General features: G+C 72.5%; 20 protein-coding genes. 8 read left to right on the top strand and 12 right to left on the bottom strand.

Going from position 1 to position 17,830, the window contains the following annotated elements:
* Position 1: 1 nt before the first annotated feature.
* Positions 2-2,713 (bottom strand): AAA family ATPase, encoded by a 2,712-nt coding sequence (locus tag ABZX61_RS62170; protein WP_355211784.1) that lies wholly within the window; start codon positions 2,711-2,713, stop codon positions 2-4.
* 66 nt (positions 2,714-2,779) lie between these two features.
* On the bottom strand, positions 2,780-3,001 hold the full coding sequence (locus ABZX61_RS62165; RefSeq protein ID WP_355211781.1) for a hypothetical protein: 222 nt from the start codon (positions 2,999-3,001) through the stop codon (positions 2,780-2,782).
* 187 nt (positions 3,002-3,188) lie between these two features.
* Here ABZX61_RS62165 and ABZX61_RS62160 point away from each other — a divergent pair, with 187 nt between their 5' ends.
* A complete protein-coding gene (locus tag ABZX61_RS62160) occupies positions 3,189-3,647 on the top strand; it encodes a hypothetical protein (protein ID WP_355211778.1) in 459 nt (152 codons plus the stop codon).
* A gap of 7 nt (positions 3,648-3,654) precedes the next feature.
* On the opposite strand, the gene ABZX61_RS62155 is transcribed toward ABZX61_RS62160, so the two are convergent.
* The 6 genes from ABZX61_RS62155 to ABZX61_RS62130 all read right to left on the bottom strand — a co-directional run bounded on the left by ABZX61_RS62155 (position 3,655) and on the right by ABZX61_RS62130 (position 9,735).
* Positions 3,655-5,226 (bottom strand): ABC transporter permease, encoded by a 1,572-nt coding sequence (locus ABZX61_RS62155; protein ID WP_355211776.1) that lies wholly within the window; start codon positions 5,224-5,226, stop codon positions 3,655-3,657.
* Positions 5,223-6,113, bottom strand: a complete 891-nt coding sequence (locus tag ABZX61_RS62150; protein WP_350741410.1) for an ABC transporter ATP-binding protein — start codon at positions 6,111-6,113, stop codon at positions 5,223-5,225. Before ABZX61_RS62150 ends, ABZX61_RS62155 begins: the two co-directional genes overlap by 4 nt.
* On the bottom strand, positions 6,110-6,739 hold the full coding sequence (locus ABZX61_RS62145; RefSeq protein WP_192783476.1) for a TetR/AcrR family transcriptional regulator: 630 nt from the start codon (positions 6,737-6,739) through the stop codon (positions 6,110-6,112). Before ABZX61_RS62145 ends, ABZX61_RS62150 begins: the two co-directional genes overlap by 4 nt.
* Positions 6,740-6,917: 178 nt before the next feature.
* Positions 6,918-7,547 (bottom strand): Rid family hydrolase, encoded by a 630-nt coding sequence (locus ABZX61_RS62140; RefSeq protein ID WP_355211773.1) that lies wholly within the window; start codon positions 7,545-7,547, stop codon positions 6,918-6,920.
* A gap of 14 nt (positions 7,548-7,561) precedes the next feature.
* Positions 7,562-9,151 carry a flavin monoamine oxidase family protein gene (locus ABZX61_RS62135; RefSeq protein ID WP_355211771.1) on the bottom strand — a complete coding sequence of 530 codons (1,590 nt, stop codon included), beginning with the start codon at positions 9,149-9,151 and terminating at the stop codon, positions 7,562-7,564.
* A gap of 122 nt (positions 9,152-9,273) precedes the next feature.
* The gene (locus ABZX61_RS62130) at positions 9,274-9,735 is read right to left on the bottom strand and encodes a hypothetical protein (RefSeq protein ID WP_350741416.1); all 462 of its coding nucleotides are present in this window, start codon (positions 9,733-9,735) and stop codon (positions 9,274-9,276) included.
* Between the two features lie 175 nt (positions 9,736-9,910).
* Here ABZX61_RS62130 and ABZX61_RS62125 point away from each other — a divergent pair, with 175 nt between their 5' ends.
* Entirely contained in the window at positions 9,911-10,630 is a 720-nt protein-coding gene (locus ABZX61_RS62125) for a hypothetical protein (protein WP_355211768.1), read from the top strand.
* A 145-nt stretch (positions 10,631-10,775) separates the two neighbouring features.
* Here ABZX61_RS62125 and ABZX61_RS62120 read toward each other — a convergent pair whose 3' ends face one another.
* Positions 10,776-11,246, bottom strand: a complete 471-nt coding sequence (locus tag ABZX61_RS62120; protein WP_355211766.1) for a MarR family winged helix-turn-helix transcriptional regulator — start codon at positions 11,244-11,246, stop codon at positions 10,776-10,778.
* 141 nt (positions 11,247-11,387) lie between these two features.
* On the opposite strand from ABZX61_RS62120, the gene ABZX61_RS62115 reads away from it, so the two are divergent.
* Complete coding sequence (locus tag ABZX61_RS62115; RefSeq protein WP_355211764.1) at positions 11,388-12,353, top strand: nitronate monooxygenase; 966 nt, start codon at positions 11,388-11,390, stop codon at positions 12,351-12,353.
* 13 nt (positions 12,354-12,366) lie between these two features.
* Here the strand turns inward: ABZX61_RS62115 and ABZX61_RS62110 are convergent, their stop codons facing one another.
* On the bottom strand, positions 12,367-14,052 hold the full coding sequence (locus tag ABZX61_RS62110) for an aromatic amino acid ammonia-lyase (RefSeq protein WP_355211761.1): 1,686 nt from the start codon (positions 14,050-14,052) through the stop codon (positions 12,367-12,369).
* Between the two features lie 186 nt (positions 14,053-14,238).
* On the opposite strand from ABZX61_RS62110, the gene ABZX61_RS62105 reads away from it, so the two are divergent.
* The 4 genes from ABZX61_RS62105 to ABZX61_RS62090 are packed head-to-tail and all read left to right on the top strand — an operon-like array spanning position 14,239 to position 16,047.
* A complete protein-coding gene (locus ABZX61_RS62105) occupies positions 14,239-14,625 on the top strand; it encodes a PadR family transcriptional regulator (protein ID WP_355211758.1) in 387 nt (128 codons plus the stop codon).
* Positions 14,622-15,356 carry an RDD family protein gene (locus tag ABZX61_RS62100; RefSeq protein ID WP_355211756.1) on the top strand — a complete coding sequence of 245 codons (735 nt, stop codon included), beginning with the start codon at positions 14,622-14,624 and terminating at the stop codon, positions 15,354-15,356. Before ABZX61_RS62105 ends, ABZX61_RS62100 begins: the two co-directional genes overlap by 4 nt.
* Positions 15,353-15,724, top strand: a complete 372-nt coding sequence (locus ABZX61_RS62095) for a hypothetical protein (protein ID WP_355211753.1) — start codon at positions 15,353-15,355, stop codon at positions 15,722-15,724. The genes ABZX61_RS62100 and ABZX61_RS62095 overlap by 4 nt, the downstream gene beginning before the upstream one ends.
* A gap of 8 nt (positions 15,725-15,732) precedes the next feature.
* Positions 15,733-16,047, top strand: a complete 315-nt coding sequence (locus ABZX61_RS62090; RefSeq protein ID WP_355211750.1) for a hypothetical protein — start codon at positions 15,733-15,735, stop codon at positions 16,045-16,047.
* Between the two features lie 16 nt (positions 16,048-16,063).
* Here ABZX61_RS62090 and ABZX61_RS62085 read toward each other — a convergent pair whose 3' ends face one another.
* On the bottom strand, positions 16,064-17,035 hold the full coding sequence (locus tag ABZX61_RS62085; protein ID WP_355211748.1) for a hypothetical protein: 972 nt from the start codon (positions 17,033-17,035) through the stop codon (positions 16,064-16,066).
* Positions 17,036-17,037: 2 nt separating this feature from the next.
* Positions 17,038-17,241 carry a hypothetical protein gene (locus ABZX61_RS62080; protein WP_355211745.1) on the bottom strand — a complete coding sequence of 68 codons (204 nt, stop codon included), beginning with the start codon at positions 17,239-17,241 and terminating at the stop codon, positions 17,038-17,040.
* Between the two features lie 144 nt (positions 17,242-17,385).
* On the opposite strand from ABZX61_RS62080, the gene ABZX61_RS62075 reads away from it, so the two are divergent.
* A complete protein-coding gene (locus tag ABZX61_RS62075) occupies positions 17,386-17,817 on the top strand; it encodes a hypothetical protein (RefSeq protein ID WP_355211742.1) in 432 nt (143 codons plus the stop codon).
* The last annotated feature ends 13 nt before the right edge of the window (positions 17,818-17,830 follow it).

Here is a 17,830-nt window from a genome sequence, read left to right as displayed (position 1 = left end):
CTCAGAGCATGCCGCCTCCGGCTACGGGCGCCTTCTGTAGAACTACCAGCCGTGCCAGATCCGTACGGGTACCGATGCCCAGCTTCGGATAGATCTTGTACAGGTGGTACTCAACCGTGCGCGGGCTCAGGAACAGCTGCGCGGCGATCTCCTTGCTGGACAGGCCGTCGGCGACCAGGCCCGCGATGCGCAGCTCCTGCGGGGTCAGCACGTCCAGCGCCGGGCCGCGGGCGGGCTCGGCGCTCTCGCCCGCCGCCCGCAGCTCGCCGTGCGCGCGCCGCGCCCACGGCTCCGCGCCCGCCCGCCGGAACGTCTCCAGCGCCGCCCGCAGATGCGGCCGCGCCTCGCCGGGCCGGTGCGCGCGGCGCAGCCGCTCGCCCAGCAGCAGGGCGGTCCTGGCCGCCTCGTACGGGTTCGCGTGCAGCCGCAGCGCCTCCTCCAGCTCCTTTTCCGGCAGCTCCTTTTCCGGGCCGGCGCCGACCAGGGCGCGGCACCGGGTCAGCAGGGCGCGCGACTCCGCGGTGGCCGCCTGTGCCGACCAGCGCTCGTACGCCTCCAGCGCCGCCCGCGCCGCCTCCAGGTCGCCCGCGCCCACGGCCGCCTCGATGCGATCCGGCGCCGAGCGCCACACCACCGTCGGATGCCCGGCCCCCGGCCCGGCGGCCGTGATCGCGGTGAACCGGTCGTGCGCCGCGGCGAAACGGCCCGTCCCCAGGTCCAGCATGGCCAGCGCGTACGCGGCCACGCCCGCGCGCAGGCCCACGCGGTGCGGGATCGCGATGGCCAGCGCCTCCTGGGCGTGCCTGCGGCACGTCTCCTCCTCGCCACGCAGCGCCGCCAGCACCGCGAGGTTGGCCAGGTGCGCGGCCACCGTGTTGGCGTACCCGGCCTCGCGGGCCAGCTCCAGCCCTTCCTCGGAGATGGCCTGGCTCTCCGCCAGCCGCCCGGCGATCCGCTCGCCGGTGGCCACGAACTCCAGCACCACCGGCAGCTGCCCCACCATCCCCGACACCCTGGCCACCCGGCCCGCCCGGGCTACCAGGTCGACCGCCAGATCGGCCTCACCCAGGTAACTGGCCGCCGCCGTCGCCCACAGGAACCCGGCCGCCTCCGTCAGCTCCCCGGTCCTGCCCAGCGCCCGCCTGAGCATCCCGTGCCCGGTGCCGTCGGAGAGCATCAGGCCGATGCCGGCCAGCACGTCGCGCAGGAATCCTTCGGGGAAGGCCGCGGCCCGCCGGCCGATCTCGGCGATGGCGGCGGTGTCGCCCACGTACGAGGCCGCCTCGGCGGCGTCGGCCAGCATGTCCAGGCTGTCGCCCGTGGCCAGGATCCGCACCGCCTCGGCGGCGCTTCCGGAGTTCAGCTCGAACCTGCCCCGCAGCTGGGCGATCTCCATCTCCAGCGCGCGGTCCCCGCCCGCGTGGTCGCGGGCCTCGGCCAGCAGGGACTCCGCCTGCCCCGGACGGCCTCCGAGCCAGGCGGCCATGGCGGCGTCCTTGAGCCTGACCGCCCGGGTGTGCGGCGCCGGGGTCAGCTCGGCGGCCCTGGCCAGGGCAGTGGCGGCGTCGCCGTACCCGCCGCGGTCGCGGGCCCGGGCGGCGGTCTCGGTGAGCGCGGCGGCGACGCTCTCGTCCTGGCCGAGCACGGCCGCCGCCAGGTGCCAGGCGCGGCGGTCCCCTTCGGACAGCCCGGCCAGCGCCTCGTGCGCCGCCCGGCGGGACGCCGGCGCCGCGGCCTCGTGCACGGCCGAGCGGATGAGGGGGTGACGGAATCGTACGGACGCGCCCTCGACCCGCACCAACCCGGCGACCTCCAGCTCATGCAACGCCGCCCGCCCTGTCTCCGCCGCCCCGGCAGCCCCCAGCCCGTGCGGCGCCGGCCTGCCCGCGCCGATCCGCGCGGCGGCGCGCAGCACCAGGTCGAGGTCGCTTTCCACGGCGGCGAGCAGGGCCACCAGCCGGGCGTCGTCCGGCAGCGCGGCCACCTGCTCACCGAACAACTGCGTGCCCCCGGGCAGCGGATCGGGCAGCGGCTCACGGCCGGCGAGCTGTCCGGGGCCCAACCGCCGTACGATCTCGCGCAGGGCCAGCGGGTTGCCACCGGTGGCCGCCACGAGCTCCCGCTTGACGGCGGGCGGCATCGCGGCGTCGAGCAGTTCGGCCGCCGCCGGCTCCGGCAGGCCGCCGAGCCGCAACGGCCGCACCCCCTTCACCGGCGCGTCCCCGCGCACGGCCAGCAGCATCGCGATCCGCTCCGTGGCGAGCCGTCTGGCGGCGAACAGCAGCGCGTCCGCCGAGGCCCGATCCACCCACTGGAAGTCGTCGACCACGCAGACCAGCCCGTCCGGCGCGGCGGCCTCGGCCAGCAGCGACAGCACCCCGGCCGCCAGCAGGAACCGGTCCCCCGACGCGCCCCCGCCCAGCCCGAGCGCCCCGCGCACGGCCTCGCGCTGCGGCTCCGGCAGCGTGTCCAGCAGCCCGGCGACCGGCCGCAGCAACTGGTGCAGCGCGGCGAAGGCCAGGTCGGACTCGGGCTCGACGCCGGTCGTCCTGAGCACCCGCATGGAGCCGCCCCGGGAGGCCGCCAGGTCGAGCAGGGCCGTCTTGCCCACGCCTGCCTCGCCCCGCAGTACCAGAGCATCGCCCGCGCCCTCGCGGGCCCGGGAGATCACGTCATCGATGGCGGCGATCTCCGCCGATCTGCCAAACAGCACAAGCGCCCACTGTATGCCCAAATCCGGACATCCTCGGCGGGCCTGCCGCGCGCCGCTGCCCGGGCCTCAGGGAGCGAGGGACGCGGGCGTCGGCTGGTCGGAGGACGATGATGCCGTGCTCTCGGCAGGTTCGTCGCGCGCGAGCTCGGGCGAGGTATCGGAGCACTGTCCCCGGCAGTAACCGTTGGTGACGATCAGCCGCCCCCGGGCGGGCGTGTAGGCGCTGTCATGCGCCGTGACGATCACGCCCTGGCAAGTGGAGCAGATGAGCGGCTGGTCGGCTGTCATGAAAGCCCTTCCGGAGGTCCTCGAGCGAACGGTGGACCCGAGACTCCTGCCGGCAGGACCGTCTCGGTCGTGGGACCTACCCTGCCCGACGCCACCGACAATATTCTGGCCGCCACATTCGGCCCGGAATGGGTGTGTACTTGAGACGCCCCGAAACCGGCACCCCGACCGCCCTGGAGAAGTCGTCATGACCACGCCCGAGCCCATCACGACCTGGCGCGACGCTCGCTTCGACATGCCCGTCAGCCGGCAGCTGGAGCGCTACGACGCGTTGGCCGCCAAGGACGCGGCGGCTCGCGCCCGGGTCGAGCTGGTGACCCGGGGGATCTACGACCCCGACCGGCACGGCGCCGACGACCGGCCCGCGCTCACCGTGGCCGAGCACCTCGAGCTGCTGGCGCTGGCGGAGTGCATCGCGCGCACCGTACGCCATCCCGCCCACGTCCATCACGCGCTGCAGGCGGGCGCCACCTGGGCCGACATCGCGCGGATCGTCGACTCCGACGAGCTGACCGTCCGGCGGGACTACCAGCAGTGGGCCGACGACCAGCACGACCTCCACCAGAGCTACCCCCACCTCGGCATGACCGCCGACGAGTACGCCGCCGCGACCGCCAGGGCCGGCCAGGGCGCGACGGGCGCCTGAGAGGGGATCAGGCGGACGGCACCAGGTTGCGGCGGCGCAGGAACGCCAGCCCCGCCGCGGCCAGGGCGACGGCCACCGCGGTCAGCCCCAGCAGCGGCGCCACCGCCGACGAGGTGCCGCCCAGCAATATTGCCGGCACGTGCACGAACGGCGACAGGTTCAGGACGATCCCGGTGGCCAGCTTGAACTCCGCCAGCAGATCCACGACCAGGAAGAGGCCGAGCGCGGTCCAGCTCACGGCCACCGCCAGCCGGGGCAGCAGGCCGAACAGCAGCGTCGCGATCCCGACCACGGTCCAGACCGCGGGCAGGTACGCCAGCGTGGCCCCGGCGACGCGGGCCACGTCGCCGTCGTAGGTGAGCCCGGCCGCCGCGCCCAGCACGGCCAGCAGCAGCGCCGGGCTCACCACAGCGAACACCAGGTGGCTCAGCGCCCAGCGCAGCCGGCCGACGGGGGTGGACAGCAGGAGCTCGGCCCGGCCCGCCGCCTCCTCGCCGCGGGCGCGCAGCGCCGACACCAGCGCCGCCCCTGTGACGAGCTGGCTGAGCACGTACATCACGAAGGTGAAGAACACGTCCGAGATGCGGGCACCGGCGCCGCCGACGGTCGCGGCCAGCTGCTGGAACTGCGGCGTGTCCAGCTGGCTGTCCAGGCCGCGCGCCGACACGCCGAGCAGCGCCCCCAGCAGGCCGAACCCGATCGCGAAGCCCGCGAGCGTGCTCCGGTGCAGCCGTCCGGCCAGGCCGAACGCGCCCGGCAGCCCTCCGGTGGCGGGCCCCTGGCGGATGGGCATCAGGCCGCCGGCCACGTCGCGCCGGGTGGACAGGACGAAGGCGGCCGTCGCCACGGCGGCGACGGCCACCGCGATCAGCCCCAGCACCCACCAGTGGTCGCCGGCGTAGGGCTTGGTCAGCCGGACCCAGCCGAACGGCGTCAGCCACGCCAGCCAGCCGATGCCGCCGGTGTCGGCCAGCGAACGCAGCGCGAACAGCAGGCCGCCGACGGCGATCGCGATGCCGCGCGCCGTACCGGATGACGCGGTGAGCTGCGCGGTGACCGCCGCCACGGCCGCGAACGCCCAGCCGCCCCCGGCGGTGGACAGCCCGAACAGCAGCGAGGAACCCGCGGGCAGGCCGCTCGCGATCAGAGGGACCACCGACAGCAGGCCCAGCAGCAGGTTGGCGGCCAGCACGACCGCGAGCGTGGCGGCCAGCGGGGCGTGGCGGCCGATGACGCCCGACGACAGCAGCTCGCGCCGGCCGGTCTCCTCCTCGACCCGGGTGTGCCTGGTCACCAGCAGGATGCTGACCAGGCCGCCGATCAGCGCGAGGGACGAGCCGAGCGTCCAGGCGGTCAGGCCGCCGACGCTCGCGTCGTAGATGTGGCCGCGCATGGCCAGCTGCGCGGGGTTGCTCGCCGAGGCCGCCGCGAAGGCGTCGCGGGCGGCCTGGTCGGCGTACAGGTCGCCGGTGGCGGAGGCGATACTCGCCGGCAGCAGCGCGCTGATCGCGATCCACACCGGCAGCAGCACGCGGTCCCTGCGCAGGATGAGCCGGATCAGGGTCAGGGTGCCGGTCATGCGGCGGCCCCCTCGTAGTGGCGCAGGAACAGCTCCTCCAGCGTCGGCGGCTGCGTGGTCAACGTCCGCACGCCCGCCCTGGCCAGCTCGGCGAGCACGGCGGTCAGCGCGTCGCCGTCCACCTGGCAGCGCAGCCGGGCGCCGTCCACGGTCAGGTCGTGCACGCCGGGCAGCGCGGCCAGCCCCGGCGCGGGCCCGATCAGCTCGGCCGTCACCGAGGTGCGGGTGAGGTGGCGCAGGTCGGCCAGGCTGCCGGACTCGACGGTACGGCCGGCGCGGATGATGCTGACGCGGTCGCACAGGGTCTCGACCTCCGACAGGATGTGGCTGGACAGCAGCACGGTGCGGCCGTCGCGCTTCTCCCGCAGGACGCAGTCGTTGAAGACCGCCTCCATCAGCGGGTCCAGGCCCGAGGTCGGCTCGTCCAGCACCAGGAGTTCCACGTCGGAGGCGAAGGCGGCCACCAGCGCCACCTTCTGCCGGTTGCCCTTGGAGTAGGTGCGGCACTTCTTGCGCGGGTCGAGCTCGAAGTGCTCGAGCAGCTCGGCGCGCCGCCGCGGGTCGAGGCCGCCGCGTACCCTGCCCAGCAGGTCGATGACCTCGCCGCCGGTCAGCGAGGGCCACAGGGTGACGTCGCCGGGCACGTAGGCGAGCCTTCGGTGCAGCTCGGTGGCGTCGTGCCACGGGTCGCCGCCGAGTAATTCGATCCGGCCGCCGTCGGCGCGCATCTGGCCCAGCAGGATGCGGATCGTGGTGGTCTTGCCCGCGCCGTTGGGGCCGAGGAAGCCGTGCACCTCCCCCGTGCTGACGGTGAGGTCGAGCCCGTCCAGGGCCCTTGCCTGGCCGAAGGTCTTGACCAGGCCGTCGGCGCGCACTGCGGCGTTCATTGTTGTCCCTCGAACTTCTCCAGCCCGGTCCGCGCCTGTTCGAACAGCTCGCGGCCGAGGAATTCGGGTCTGATCAGGTCGAGCTGGGCCTTGCCGACGCGCAGCGCGCCCTGCGGGGCGTAGAGGTCCGTGCCGAGCGCGCGGGAGACGTGCTCGTGCAGCACCGTGATGCCGAGCTTCATCGCCGTCAGCACGGTCGCGCGGGCGCGGTGGTCGGCCTCGGAGTGCTGGTCCTCGTTGGCGAGATGCTGCTCCGTCACGGTCACGAGGTCGTCGAACATGGTGGCCGCCGCCGGGGAGCCCTCCACGAGCGCGCGGCCGAGGTACTTCATCAGGGGCGGCGCGGTGCGGTGGACGTTCTCGATGAACTCGGGCTTCTCGAGGTTGCGGTCGGTGACGCCGGCGGTGACCTGCTCGCGCACGTAGCTGAGGACGTACTCGTCGCAGGCCTGCCTCAGCGCTTCCTTGGTGCCGAAGTGGTGCTGCACCAGGCCGGGCGAGACTCTGGCCGCCTCGGCGATCCCGCGGATCGTGGTGGCCTTGACCCCCTGCTCGGCGAACAACGCCATCGCGGCGTCGCGGATGCGGGCACGCGTGGTCAGGTCCTCTTCAGAAATTGGTCGCACGTCCAGCATTCTATACAGTTGTATTGGTTGCCATGCAAGCGTTCAACCAATCGGGCGTCGGAGGCCGGTGGCGGGAACGATGAAGGCGCCGCCTCTCTTCAGTGCGTGAGCAGAGGCGGCGCCTTCATGTTTCTTCCCTTGGACAACAGAGCCCACACCAGCCTCGGCAGCGCCGAGGTCAGTGCTTGTAGGCGGCGACGACCTCCACTTCGACGAGCCAGCCCGCGACCGGGAGGTTGGCGATCTCGATCGTCACGCGGGCCGGGCGGGCCGGGTTGACCTCCATGGGCGGGGCGGGCGGCGCGGTGCCGAGCGGGACGGGTACGGGCCGGCCGGTGGCCAGATCCGTGTTGGCGAAGAACTGGCGGTAGGCGCGGTTCCAGCCGGCGAAGTCCGCCGACTCGGCTCCGGGCGGCTTCTCCAGGTAGGCGCGCATGGAGACGACGTCGGCCAGGCCAAGCCCGGCCGCGGTGAGGTTGGCCTTGACGCGTTTGAGCACGTTGAGGGCCTGGGCCTCGGTGAGGGTGACGCCTGGAGGAAGGGTTCCGCCGGGGAGGTCGACGTAGCGTTCGGGAGAGTCGGCGGGGGCCGCGGGGTTGCCCGCCGCCGGTCCCAGGCCGCTGGCGGTGTACGTGGCCACCTGCTTCCCGAGCGCCACTCCGTCGGCGATCGCCGGGTTGGTGCTGCCCTCGGGGAGGAACGGCCTGACCTCCTGCGGCCGGGGCGACCAGGTGGGGGTGGCGGCGGCCGTACCCGTGCCGAGGACGAGGACGACGGCCGCGGGGAGGGCGATGGTGCGGATCTTCATGCGGAGGTGTCCTCTCAGGAGGTGCTCAGGACGCGCTGGTGCAGCTCGGTGACGACCTTGCGGGCGGACTCCAGGGCTCCCGACTGCCAGGCGATCATGTAGCTCAGCCAGTCACCCGCGAAGTACACGTGCCCGGCGGGCTTGCCGAGCAGCTGGTACGCGCCCTGCCGGGACGGCCAGCCCACCCACGCACCCTCGATGTGCGGCTGGAGTTTCCAGGCTATGGACACCGACGACGCCAGTTCGTCGCGATATTTCGCACCATGGATCTTCATGCCCTGCTCGATCGCGCGGCGCTCGCGCTCGGCCGGCTTCAGCGCGGCGTACGCGTCGGCCTGGGCGCCGAAGTTGTAGTAGCCGACGACCATGCCGCGCGAGCCGCCGTACCCGTAGGAGGGATACCAGATCGTGCCCAGGTCGAGGTCGGTGGCGGTGACGCCGCCGTAGATGTCCTCGTCGACCTCCCACCAGCGGCGGCGGTACTCCAGGCCGATCTTGCCCGCGTTCGCGGCGGTCGGGGTGGCGAGGGCGGCCTGGACCTCCGGGCCGAGGTTGTGCGCGGTTCTGGCCAGGATGTGCGGGGGCATCGCCGCGACGCACAGGTCCGCCTTGATCTTCTGGGTACGGCCGTGGCGGTCCTCGTACTCCACCTCCACGCCGTCCGGCAGATCGGTGATCCTGGTGACCTTGGCGCGCAGCCGGATCCGCTGCCGCCCGATCTTGCCGGCGAAGGCCCGCGGGATCGCGTCCATGCCGCCCACCGGCTGGAACATCAGCATCGCCTGGTCGTAGCCGAACTCGAACGCGAACCGCTGCCCGACTCCGCTGGCCAGCACCTCCGACAGAGACGGCACCGGCCCGAGGGCCGTGCCCGGCTGCTCGCCCGCGCCCGGGTTCACGCTGTGGCCGCGGCGGGTGCCTCCGGAGTACTTGAACCCGCTCGCCTTGTCCCCCACCGCCCCGAAGCCCGACAGGAAGGAGATCAGCCGCTCCTTGTCCTGCGCCGTGAGCGCGGCGTCCAGCGCCCCCGCGTCGGTCGCCCGCGACAGCAGTTCCGAGACGTACCCGTACACGTCGGCCTTGGCGGTGCGCCAGCGGACGGGGGCCCGCATGTTCTGGTGGTAGATGTACGCCTGGGCGTTGGAGTTGGTGAAGACCTCCAGGTCCACGCCGAGCTCGCGGCAGTAGTCCATGGTGACCATCCACTGCGCCAGCCGGGCCGGCCCCGCGTTGAGGTAGACGCCGTCACCGAACTTCGAGACCTGCGTGGAGCCGTCCAGCTCGGTCACGCGGTCGCCGCCGCGGATGGTCCAGTTGCGGCCGCCCACCCGGTCGAGCGCCTCCAGAATCGTGCAGTCGTAGCCCGCCTTGCCCAGCTCGTACGCCGTGGCGAGGCCGGCTATCCCGGCGCCGAGGATCACGACCTTCTTCGCAGAGCGCCCGGTGAGGGAGAAGTCGGACTGCTGCGGCGGGTCGAAGGTCCCCTTCGCGGACGCCTCGGCGGTCGGCGCGAGCCCGAGCGCGCCCATGGTCGCGAAGAGCGCGCCTGCCCCACCGGAGACACCGACGGCGGACAGGAAATCGCGTCTGCTGTACCCCAACACATACCTCCAAGATTTTGCTGGAGGTGAGTCTTGATGCGTTTTGTTGCCGTTCATCCGTCGGTGTGTTGTTTGTGCGTTGCAAGCAGATCATCGGGTTTGTAGTGAAAAGTGAGGTTTCAGGGTCAGCCTCGGCTGGAACAGCGGGCGTAGAGGTCACGGGCGCTGGCGTGCAGGAGCTGGCCGGACTCGCGCCGCATGCCGCCGACCGGCCAGGCCGTGCCGAGCACTTCGACGGACATGAGGTCCGCGTACAGGCGTCGTCCCTGTGCCCGTACGTCCTTGGCGACCGCGGGGTCGACGAGAGCGATCATGGCGGCGGCGTACATCCATCGGGATCGCCACCGCGCCAGGGCGACGCCGCGCTCGTGCCGCGTCGTCGCGTCGCGCATGCCGGTACGGACGTCCTCGACCGCCGCGGCCAGATCCAGGGCGGCCCGGCGAGCTCGTTCCCGGCGGACGGTGCGCCGCCGGGTCCGCCCCCGGATCAGCGCCGAGCAGGCTCCCAGCACCACGATGCCGATCAACGATATCCCCGCAGCGCCCCACGGTGCGGCCGCGTCCGCCCCAGCGGTGTCTCCAAGCATGTCCGGACCATATGGGCCGCGAGCCCAACAGCCGATCAAGCCCGGCACTTGCCGCGCCCAAGATGCTCATAGCGGCATTGACCATGAACACCATCCCCAACACTGGGGAATGCCCGGGCCGCCGCCCCGCCCGACCATGAAGGAGTTCGCACCACTAACAGGGGGAGGCAAACCCGTGACAAGCATCTCGACCCCGGCCCGCCGCCAGATCGAGCGGTTCCTGGAGTTCTCCGACCACGTCGGCGGCCTGAACGAGGGCGACGTGCTGGCGCTGCTCCGCGACCGGGGCATCACCACGCTGGAGGCGCTCGTCAGCAAGGCCGTCAACGCGCCCCGCTCCGCCCCGCCCATCCAGATGGACGCCGCCCAGGCGCTGAGCAGGCCCGCGGCCGTCTCGACCCAGCCCATCACCCACCCTGCGCCCGCCATGGCGGTGGTCGTGGACGGCGTCGAACACGACCCTCGCGACCTGTCGCGGTTCGACGGCCGTCCGCTGACCTACATCTACGGCACCGAGCGCCTGGTCGCGCTGACCGACGACAGCGCGCTCAACGGCGCGGCGTGGGCGGCCTCGCAACTGCGCGCGGCCGACCCCCGCCCTGCGACGCAGGGCCAGGTCCAGATGTTCGAGCACGTGGACTACGGCGGCGACTGGTTCTGGTGCGGCGCCCGGCAGGCGCACAACGACCTGACCAGCGTCCACCACGGCCCGCTCCACCTGCACGACTGGAACGACGTCATCAGCTCCATGGGCAGCACGAACAACTCCGTCCGCTACTACGAGCACATCAACTTCAGCGGCAGCTCCCTGTTCGTCCAGCCCTTCGCCGACATCCCGACCCTCGTCCCCAGCGGATGGAACGATCGCATCTCCTCCGTCTGGAACCTGGGCTGACCACCCGGCCGCGGCAGCAGGACGGCACCACCACCTGCCCGCGGCCGACCGAACCCCTCCGCCCCGGTGAGCCGTAGCGAGAACGCCGCCGGGACCCGCGAGCCCGCTCTGCGCGAGCGGGCTCGCGGCTTTCCTCAGCAAGGTCCTACTGGCGCTGCTGCCCCAGCAGTTTGGCGAGGATCGCGCTCAGCTGGTCGCGCTCGTCGCCGGTGAGAGCGTGGAAGGTGTCGTCGAGGAACGCCGGGATCGAAGCCTGGGCGGCGGCGAGCCGTCGCCGCCCAGAGTCGGTGATGGTGACGGCGTAGGAGCGCCGGTCACGCGGGTTGCGCTCCCTGCGGACGTGGCCCTCCCGCTCCAGGTCGTCGCAGACGCCGACCATGACGCTGCGGTCGATCCGCAGCTCCTCGCTGAGCGTCTGCTGGGAGCAGGGGCCGACGGCGTCGAGCATCTGGAGCACGAGATGCTGACCGACCCCGAGCCCTTCCTCGGCGGCGTGCGCGTCGGCGGCGCGGGCCACGGCGGACGAGGCCCGGCACAGCGCGATGTCCAGCCGCTCGGCGGCGAGTCGCGGGAAATACGCCGCCCCACGGTCCGTCGTCCTGGTCGTCGCCGCCATCGCTCTCCTTCCGAGTGAGCCGCCAGTCTAGCGCACATCCATCTCCTCTCAGATCGTTTGACATAAGATGATTGGCTGGCAAACGGTCTGCCTGCCGCCCGCTGTCGCCGCCGATGAGCGATGATGGCGATCATGGCATTGATGACGGAGTTCACGGAGCTGTTCGGGGTACGGCATCCGATCGCGCTGGCCCCGATGGGCGGCTCGGCCGGCGGGGCGCTGACCGCGGCCGTCTCCAACGGCGGCGGGCTGGGGCTGCTGGGCTCCGGAAACGGAGACCCGGACTGGCTGGCCCGTGAGCTGCCGATCGTCACGCGGAGCACCGACCAGCCGTGGGGTGTCGGTTTCCAGGTCTGGGCGACCGACGCCGGCGCGGTCGAGCGGGTGCTGGAGCACGGCCCCAGGGCGGTGATGCTGTCCTTCGGCGATCCGCGTCCGTTCGCCGAGCGCGTCCGGGCCTCCGGCACGATGCTGATCATTCAGGTCACCGACCTGGAGGAGGCCCGGCAGGCGATGGACGCGGGCGCCGATGTCATCGTGGCGCAGGGCACCGAGAGCGGCGGGCACGGGGCCCGGCATGGACGGTCGACGCTGCCGTTCGTACCGGTCGTGGTGGACCTGGTGGCTCCGGTGCCCGTGCTGGCCGCGGGCGGGATCGCCGACGGTCGCGGCGTGGCCGCGGCGCTGGCTCTGGGCGCCGCCGGGGCGCTCATCGGCACCCGATTCCAGGCCACCGCCGAGGCCCTGGTCGACCCTTCGGCCGCCAGGTCGATCGTCGAAGGCCGCGGGCAGGACACCAGCCGCAGCCGGGTGCTGGACATCGCCCGCGGCTCCAAGTGGCCCTCGAAGTACACCGCCCGCACTCTCGGCCACCCGTTCATCGATCGATGGCTGGGCCGGGAAGCGGACCTGGCCGGGGATCCCCAGGCCAGGCAGGACTACCAGGACGCCGTGGCACGCGGGGATGTGCCCGCGTTGCCGGTGTGGGCCGGCGAGGCCGTCGATCTCATCACCGACCTGCCGCCCGCGGCCGACCTCGTCGCCCGCCTGGCCGCGCAGGCCGAGAACGCGCTGGCCCGCGCGGGGAGAAAGCAGCCGGAAAGCTGAGCGGCTTCCGGCGTCAGGCGGCGGCGGTCGGTACGAGGCGGCGGTTGCGCACGAGCCAGATGGCGCGCTCCAGGTCGGGAGTCATGTAGCGGTCGTCGCCCAGAGGGGTGATGTGCTGCCGGATCTCCGCGTGCAGGGACCGCGTGACGGCGCCGAGCGGCAGGCCCTCCATCTTCTGCGCGATGAGGTCGATGCCCTGGGCCGCCATCATGTACTGGACGGCCAGGACGACCCCGAGCCGGTCCAGGTTCTGCTGCAGGTTCCTGACCGAGGCCATCGCCATCGTGTTGTGGTCCTCCTGCCCGTCCTTGACCGGCCGGGACAGCGTTCCCGCCGGCGTGGCCCTCACCTGCATCTCCGGGACCAGCGCGGCGGCCACCGTCTGCACCTGCACCATGCCGGAGTTGAGGCCGACGGTCCCGCCGGCGAGGTTGGCGGGCAGGCCGTAGCTCCACTTGGGCGACAGCAGCCGCCCCGACAGCTCCTGCGACAGCACCCCGACGTCGGTGATCTCCGCGTTCAGGGTGTCGGCCAGGTGCCCCATGATGGAGGCGTCCCAGTTGCCGCCCATCACGAACTCGTACCCCTGACCGTCCCCGCGCAGGAAGACCAGTGGGTTGGAGGTCGAGGAGTTGGCCTCCCGCACGAGTGCGCGGCGCGCCTCGGCCAGCGCGTGCCGCAGGCCGGCCAGGATGTGCGGCGCTGCCCGCACCGACACCGCGTCCTGGATGCGCGGCTCGTAGTTCGCCGGGTCGAGGCGCTTGCGGCCCTCCTCCGTCATCCAGCCCGAGCCCGCGACCATCGCGCGCAGCCGCGTGGCCACCGCGTCCTGCTCGGGGATGTGGCGTTCCTTGTGGGTACGCGCGTCGAGCGAGCCCTGCTCGGCCCTGGTCGCCTCCATGAACAGGGCGAAGGCTCCCTCCGCCTGGTCGGCGAGCGTGGTGGCCCGGTAGACGGCGTTCATCAGCACGGCGGCCACGACGGTGCTGCCGCTGATGATGGGCAGCGCCTCCCCCGCCTGGAAGACGAAGTCCCTGGGCAGCCCGGCCTGCGGCAGGATCTCGGAGGCGGGCCCCTCCCTGCCCAGGTAGCGTACGGGCGCGTTCTCGCCGGCCGCCGCGAGTCCCGCGGCGGCCTGCGGCTGGAGGTCCCCGGTGCCCAGCGACCCGATCTGCGGCATCCGCGGGATGACTCCGGCGTTGACCATGGACAGCAGGCGCTGCGGCACCTCGGGCCGCACCCCGTACGTTCCCCTGGCCATCTGGTTCGCCTTGAGGATCAGGGCCAGCTTGGCCACGTTGTCGGGCAGCGGCTCGCCGACGCCCGCGGCGTGGGAGCGCAGGACGTTGTGCTGGAACTGCTCGGCCTGTTCGGGCGTGAGGGGGCGGTCCTTCAATGGCCCGAGCGCCTGGTTCCAGCCGTACACGCGCTGGTTGGCCAGGGCGGCCAGCGCCCCCTGCCGGGTCTGGTTCATGGTCGCCGGCACGGTCGCCGCGAGCTGTGCGGTGACGGGGCGGCCCGAGAGAACCGCGAAGGCGTCCCGCAGCGAGAAGGAGCTTCCGTCCAGAACCAGGCTCAGCGGCCGCGGCGGCGGCGCCGCCGCGGGTGGGCGTTCGGGGGTGGCGACGGCCTGGCCCGGTACGAACATGGCGACGAGCAGGGCCGCACCCGCGGCTGCTCGTCCGACTCTGGTGGTCAACGTGTCCCCCGGCCTTCGCGACGCGGATCAGCAACGCTCCCTTTTAGACACGGCACGGGACGGCGTAGAAGACGGCTCGGCAATGGCGGGACAAATGCTGACTCACCCTCGACCGGTCCGTGACAGGCCGTCTTCGAGGTGACCCGATACCTTGCCACGCAAGGTATCGGGTCGTACTTTGGTCATATGCCTGAGGACACCGGGGCGACGCCGGGCTCGTCCACCGTCGCCCGTCTCCGCCGCGAGCTCGCGCGGGGCACGACCGAGCTGGCCGTGCTGTCCGTCCTCGACGTCCGCCGCCGGTACGGCTACGAGCTGCTGAAACTGCTGCGGCAGGCGGGTGAAGGGGTCCTGGAGGTCAAGGAGGGCACGCTCTACCCGCTGCTGCACCGGCTCGAGGACGCCGGCCACATCCTCGCGACCTGGGAGGCGGAAGGGCGGGCCAGGCCGCGCAAGTACTACGTCATCACCCCGGACGGTCGCACATACCTCGCCATGCTGCGGGCCGAGTGGAGCGGCCTGGTGGACGCCATGCGACAGCTACTCGACACCCTTGGCGAGGTGCAGGAATGAGCGACGAACAGCAGATCATCGACGACTACGCGGAAAGGGCCGGACGGCACCTGACCGGTCCGGCCCGGGAGAGGGTGAAGGCGGAGCTCGTCGATCACCTGTCCGACGCGGCGGAGGCGGGCGAGCTGGCCGAGGCCCTGAGCCGGCTCGGCACCCCGGAAGAGGCGGCGGCCGCCTTCGCCGAGATCGACTCAACGCCGCCCGCCCGCGTGGACGTGCGGTTCGTCGCCGTGCTGATCGACAACCTGCCGCTCGTCGGCGTCACGATCGCGCTGCTCGTCCAGGGGCTCGCCCGGACGGTCGGGCAAGGAGGCGGGTTCAGCCTGGCGTTCCCGCCCTTCGTGTACGTCAAGGTCGGCGGCGTCTGCGTGTCCACGGCACCCCAGGGGTGCGGAATCGCCGCCTACGACGCCGCCGGGCTGCTCTACACCCTGGGCGTGCCGCTCGCCCTGGCCTGGTCGATCGTCGGGCTGGGGCTGCTGGAGGCGTGGACCGGCACGACGCCGGGCAAGCGTGCCATGAAATTACGGGTGGTGACCGAGGCCGGGCTGCGCGTCCGTCCGGTCGCCGGCATCGTGCGCAGGCTCAGCCTGCTGCTGGGGCCGTTCGCCTGGCTGGACTGGGCTCCCGTCGTGTGGGGCGACCGGCGGCGGGTGCTCGATCACCTGGTCGCGACCAAGGTCGTCAACGCCCAGGTCACGACGTTTCCGCGGGGCAAGCGGGGGGGATGATTCCGAACCGTCTGGGATCGCGGCAACCGGGGGTAAGCGTGCCAGTTACTGGACAACAAGGGAGCTGGCTGTGGGCTCGGGACTTTGACGGGATATTCACCCATACGGTCACTGTTCAGGTCGCCAACCGCGACACTTTCGCGGAAATCGCGTTGTTCGACGACCGGGCGATGGACAAGGAACTCCATGTGGCGAAGTGCGCGATCACTCAGATCGTCAGCGCCGGCGGCGTCGAAAACTGGGACATCGGGCTGACCGGCGTCTTCAATCCAAACGCGTTCCGGAGGAATGTCACGAGCATCACGTTCGGGGCGCTGGCCACCAACTCGCGGGCCGCCGCGCGGTGGATGCTGACCTTCTGGTCTTAGGGGGAGTGATGGAGTTCCATGTCGATGCGCGGGAGGGCGAGGAGCCGCACCACCAGTGGTGCCTGGTGTACGAGGTCGAGTCGTCCCGGGTCGTCCACCTGCACCAGCACATCGCCATCAGCCCGGACGCGGCCCTGGCGAAGGAGCAGCTCGCCGAGGCGGCCCTGGCGCAGGTGCCGGCCGGTGTCCCCCGGGAGCGCCTTGCCGTCGCGCACCCGGATCCCGGCGTGGAACTGGGCCCGGACATGACCTACGTGATCGATCCGGAATCGGGCCGGGTGACCGCCAGGCCGGACGCGAAGACGTTCTACGAGACGCGCTGAGCCGGGTCCCGCGTGCTCATGCCGGTGCTGCGGCCGTGGCGGCGCGGAGCTTGCGCGGGTGCAGCAGCTTGGCCCGCGACGCCAGGATGCCGCCGGCGGACCCGGCGTCCCGGAGGGCGGCCGTGAGCCAGTCGACGCTCACCGGCTGGCCGTCGCCCTGCTTGATCAGCAGATCGCCGGCGGCCCGGGTGGAGCTCAACGCCCTCAGCCAAGGATGGACCCACGTGGGGACCGGGAAGGTGACGACATCGCCTCGATCGTCGCGCATGGTGACGAGCACCAGCGGGCAGTCCGAGCCGTGACCCACGGCGTGCAGGTCCTCGCTGGTCAGGCTGGCCAGCGTGGCCACGCTGGCGCCGGTGGCCTCGATCAGGGCGACGGCCACCGCTTCCGCCACGCGGCCGTCCGCGGCCAGCCGGGAGGCGCCGTGGCGCAGCAGTCGCCGCTCCTCGCGCGTGATCGTGGGCGACTGGGGCTCGTCGGCAGGCATGGAACCGCCGTCGCCCTGCCGGATCGCGCCGATCGACCAGGCGAACCAGTAGAAAGAGGACAGGGCGCGGTGCTTCCTCGCCACGGTCGCGCCGGAGAGGGCCCGGCCGGGGTTGCGTACACCGACGGTGAGTGCGCCGATCCGGGCCTGCTCGCAGTAGGCGTCCAGGTGATCGCCGGTGGCGGCGAGCAGCCCCAGGCCCGGCTCCACGGCCTGCAGCCAGCGCAGGAACCCGGCCAGGGTCTGCAGGCACGCCTGCCGCGTGGCCGTGCTCGGCCGGTCCAGCAGCCAGGCGGCCGCCGTCCGCCGGGTGTGACAGTCCAAGGCGTCGAGGAGCTCGACGTCGGCGCGGGGCCGCAATCCGGCGATCTGCCCGACGCCGGGCACGGCTTCCGCGCGCGGAGGCGGCGTCCCGGGCCCGCGACGGCGCGCGGCTCGGGTCCCGGCCGAGTCCTCGTCGGCCGGCGCGTCTGCTCCTCCGGCGGGTGCGTACGACATGCTCACCACGCGCGCGCCGGTGAGGCTTCGGCGCGGCGGGGTCGTCCCGCGCCGGTGGCGCACGGCAGAGCCGCATGGCCGCGCGTCGGCGACGCGGCCGGCGCGATCGCTGCCGCGGCCGTCGCGAAGACATGACCGCCGCAGCCGGCACTCAGACCAATCATCATCGTGTTGATCTTCTCATGGATGGAGACGCGCTGTCGCATGCGATCGTCCCACGGGCGGCCCTTCCCGAAGGCGTCTAAAGCGGTCTGCATGCGGACGTCAGGGTGCTGAAAGAGCGTTGCAGGCGCTCTGCCCATCAATGGTGACGCAAGCCTTCGTCAGCCTTCGTCACCCAGGAGAACCCGATGAAGCGCACCATCGGAACGCTGCTCGCCGCCACCGCCACCGCCGGCGCCCTCGCCGTAGGCGTCCCCGCTCTCAGCGCCGCCGCGGACGCCTCGACCGCGTCCTCCGCCGGCGCGCTCGACGGCCTCAGGCAGGCCCGGCCCTTCCTGTTCACCTACACCTTCAACGGTCACCTCAAGGTCGCCGGCGGCAATTTCACCGTCGACCGCCGCGTCTACCTGGCCGTCAAGTACAACACCGGCCGGGTGGCGTTCTCCAGGTGGGAGACCGCCCGGCCGCATGCCGTCACTCCCGGCGGGGCCGTCTACGTGGAGACGACGATCGCCGCTCCCTGCGCCGGGAGCAAGAACGGGTACGCGCAGGCGTACGACGAGGCCACCCGGACGTGGTCCCCTCGCCTGCAGGTGACGATCTGCCAGCGGATCGACTGACACTTGCCGCTCT

The organism is Nonomuraea sp. NPDC003709 (assembly GCF_040610775.1).
GTDB lineage: Bacteria > Actinomycetota > Actinomycetes > Streptosporangiales > Streptosporangiaceae > Nonomuraea > Nonomuraea angiospora_A.
This window is presented reverse-complemented; position numbering and strand designations above follow the sequence as displayed.

Bases quoted from the DNA above. Each gene is read 5' to 3' on its own strand.
- ABZX61_RS62165 (WP_355211781.1), bottom strand. From the start codon at position 3,001: ATGACAGCCGACCAGCCGCTCATCTGCTCCACTTGCCAGGGCGTGATC.
- ABZX61_RS62160 (WP_355211778.1), top strand. From the start codon at position 3,189: ATGACCACGCCCGAGCCCATCACGACCTGGCGCGACGCTCGCTTCGAC.
- ABZX61_RS62155 (WP_355211776.1), bottom strand. From the start codon at position 5,226: ATGACCGGCACCCTGACCCTGATCCGGCTCATCCTGCGCAGGGACCGC.
- ABZX61_RS62150 (WP_350741410.1), bottom strand. From the start codon at position 6,113: ATGAACGCCGCAGTGCGCGCCGACGGCCTGGTCAAGACCTTCGGCCAG.
- ABZX61_RS62140 (WP_355211773.1), bottom strand. From the start codon at position 7,547: ATGAAGATCCGCACCATCGCCCTCCCCGCGGCCGTCGTCCTCGTCCTC.
- ABZX61_RS62130 (WP_350741416.1), bottom strand. From the start codon at position 9,735: ATGCTTGGAGACACCGCTGGGGCGGACGCGGCCGCACCGTGGGGCGCT.
- ABZX61_RS62120 (WP_355211766.1), bottom strand. From the start codon at position 11,246: ATGGCGGCGACGACCAGGACGACGGACCGTGGGGCGGCGTATTTCCCG.
- ABZX61_RS62115 (WP_355211764.1), top strand. From the start codon at position 11,388: ATGACGGAGTTCACGGAGCTGTTCGGGGTACGGCATCCGATCGCGCTG.
- ABZX61_RS62105 (WP_355211758.1), top strand. From the start codon at position 14,239: ATGCCTGAGGACACCGGGGCGACGCCGGGCTCGTCCACCGTCGCCCGT.
- ABZX61_RS62100 (WP_355211756.1), top strand. From the start codon at position 14,622: ATGAGCGACGAACAGCAGATCATCGACGACTACGCGGAAAGGGCCGGA.
- ABZX61_RS62095 (WP_355211753.1), top strand. From the start codon at position 15,353: ATGATTCCGAACCGTCTGGGATCGCGGCAACCGGGGGTAAGCGTGCCA.
- ABZX61_RS62090 (WP_355211750.1), top strand. From the start codon at position 15,733: ATGGAGTTCCATGTCGATGCGCGGGAGGGCGAGGAGCCGCACCACCAG.
- ABZX61_RS62085 (WP_355211748.1), bottom strand. From the start codon at position 17,035: ATGTCGTACGCACCCGCCGGAGGAGCAGACGCGCCGGCCGACGAGGAC.
- ABZX61_RS62080 (WP_355211745.1), bottom strand. From the start codon at position 17,241: ATGCGACAGCGCGTCTCCATCCATGAGAAGATCAACACGATGATGATT.
- ABZX61_RS62075 (WP_355211742.1), top strand. From the start codon at position 17,386: ATGAAGCGCACCATCGGAACGCTGCTCGCCGCCACCGCCACCGCCGGC.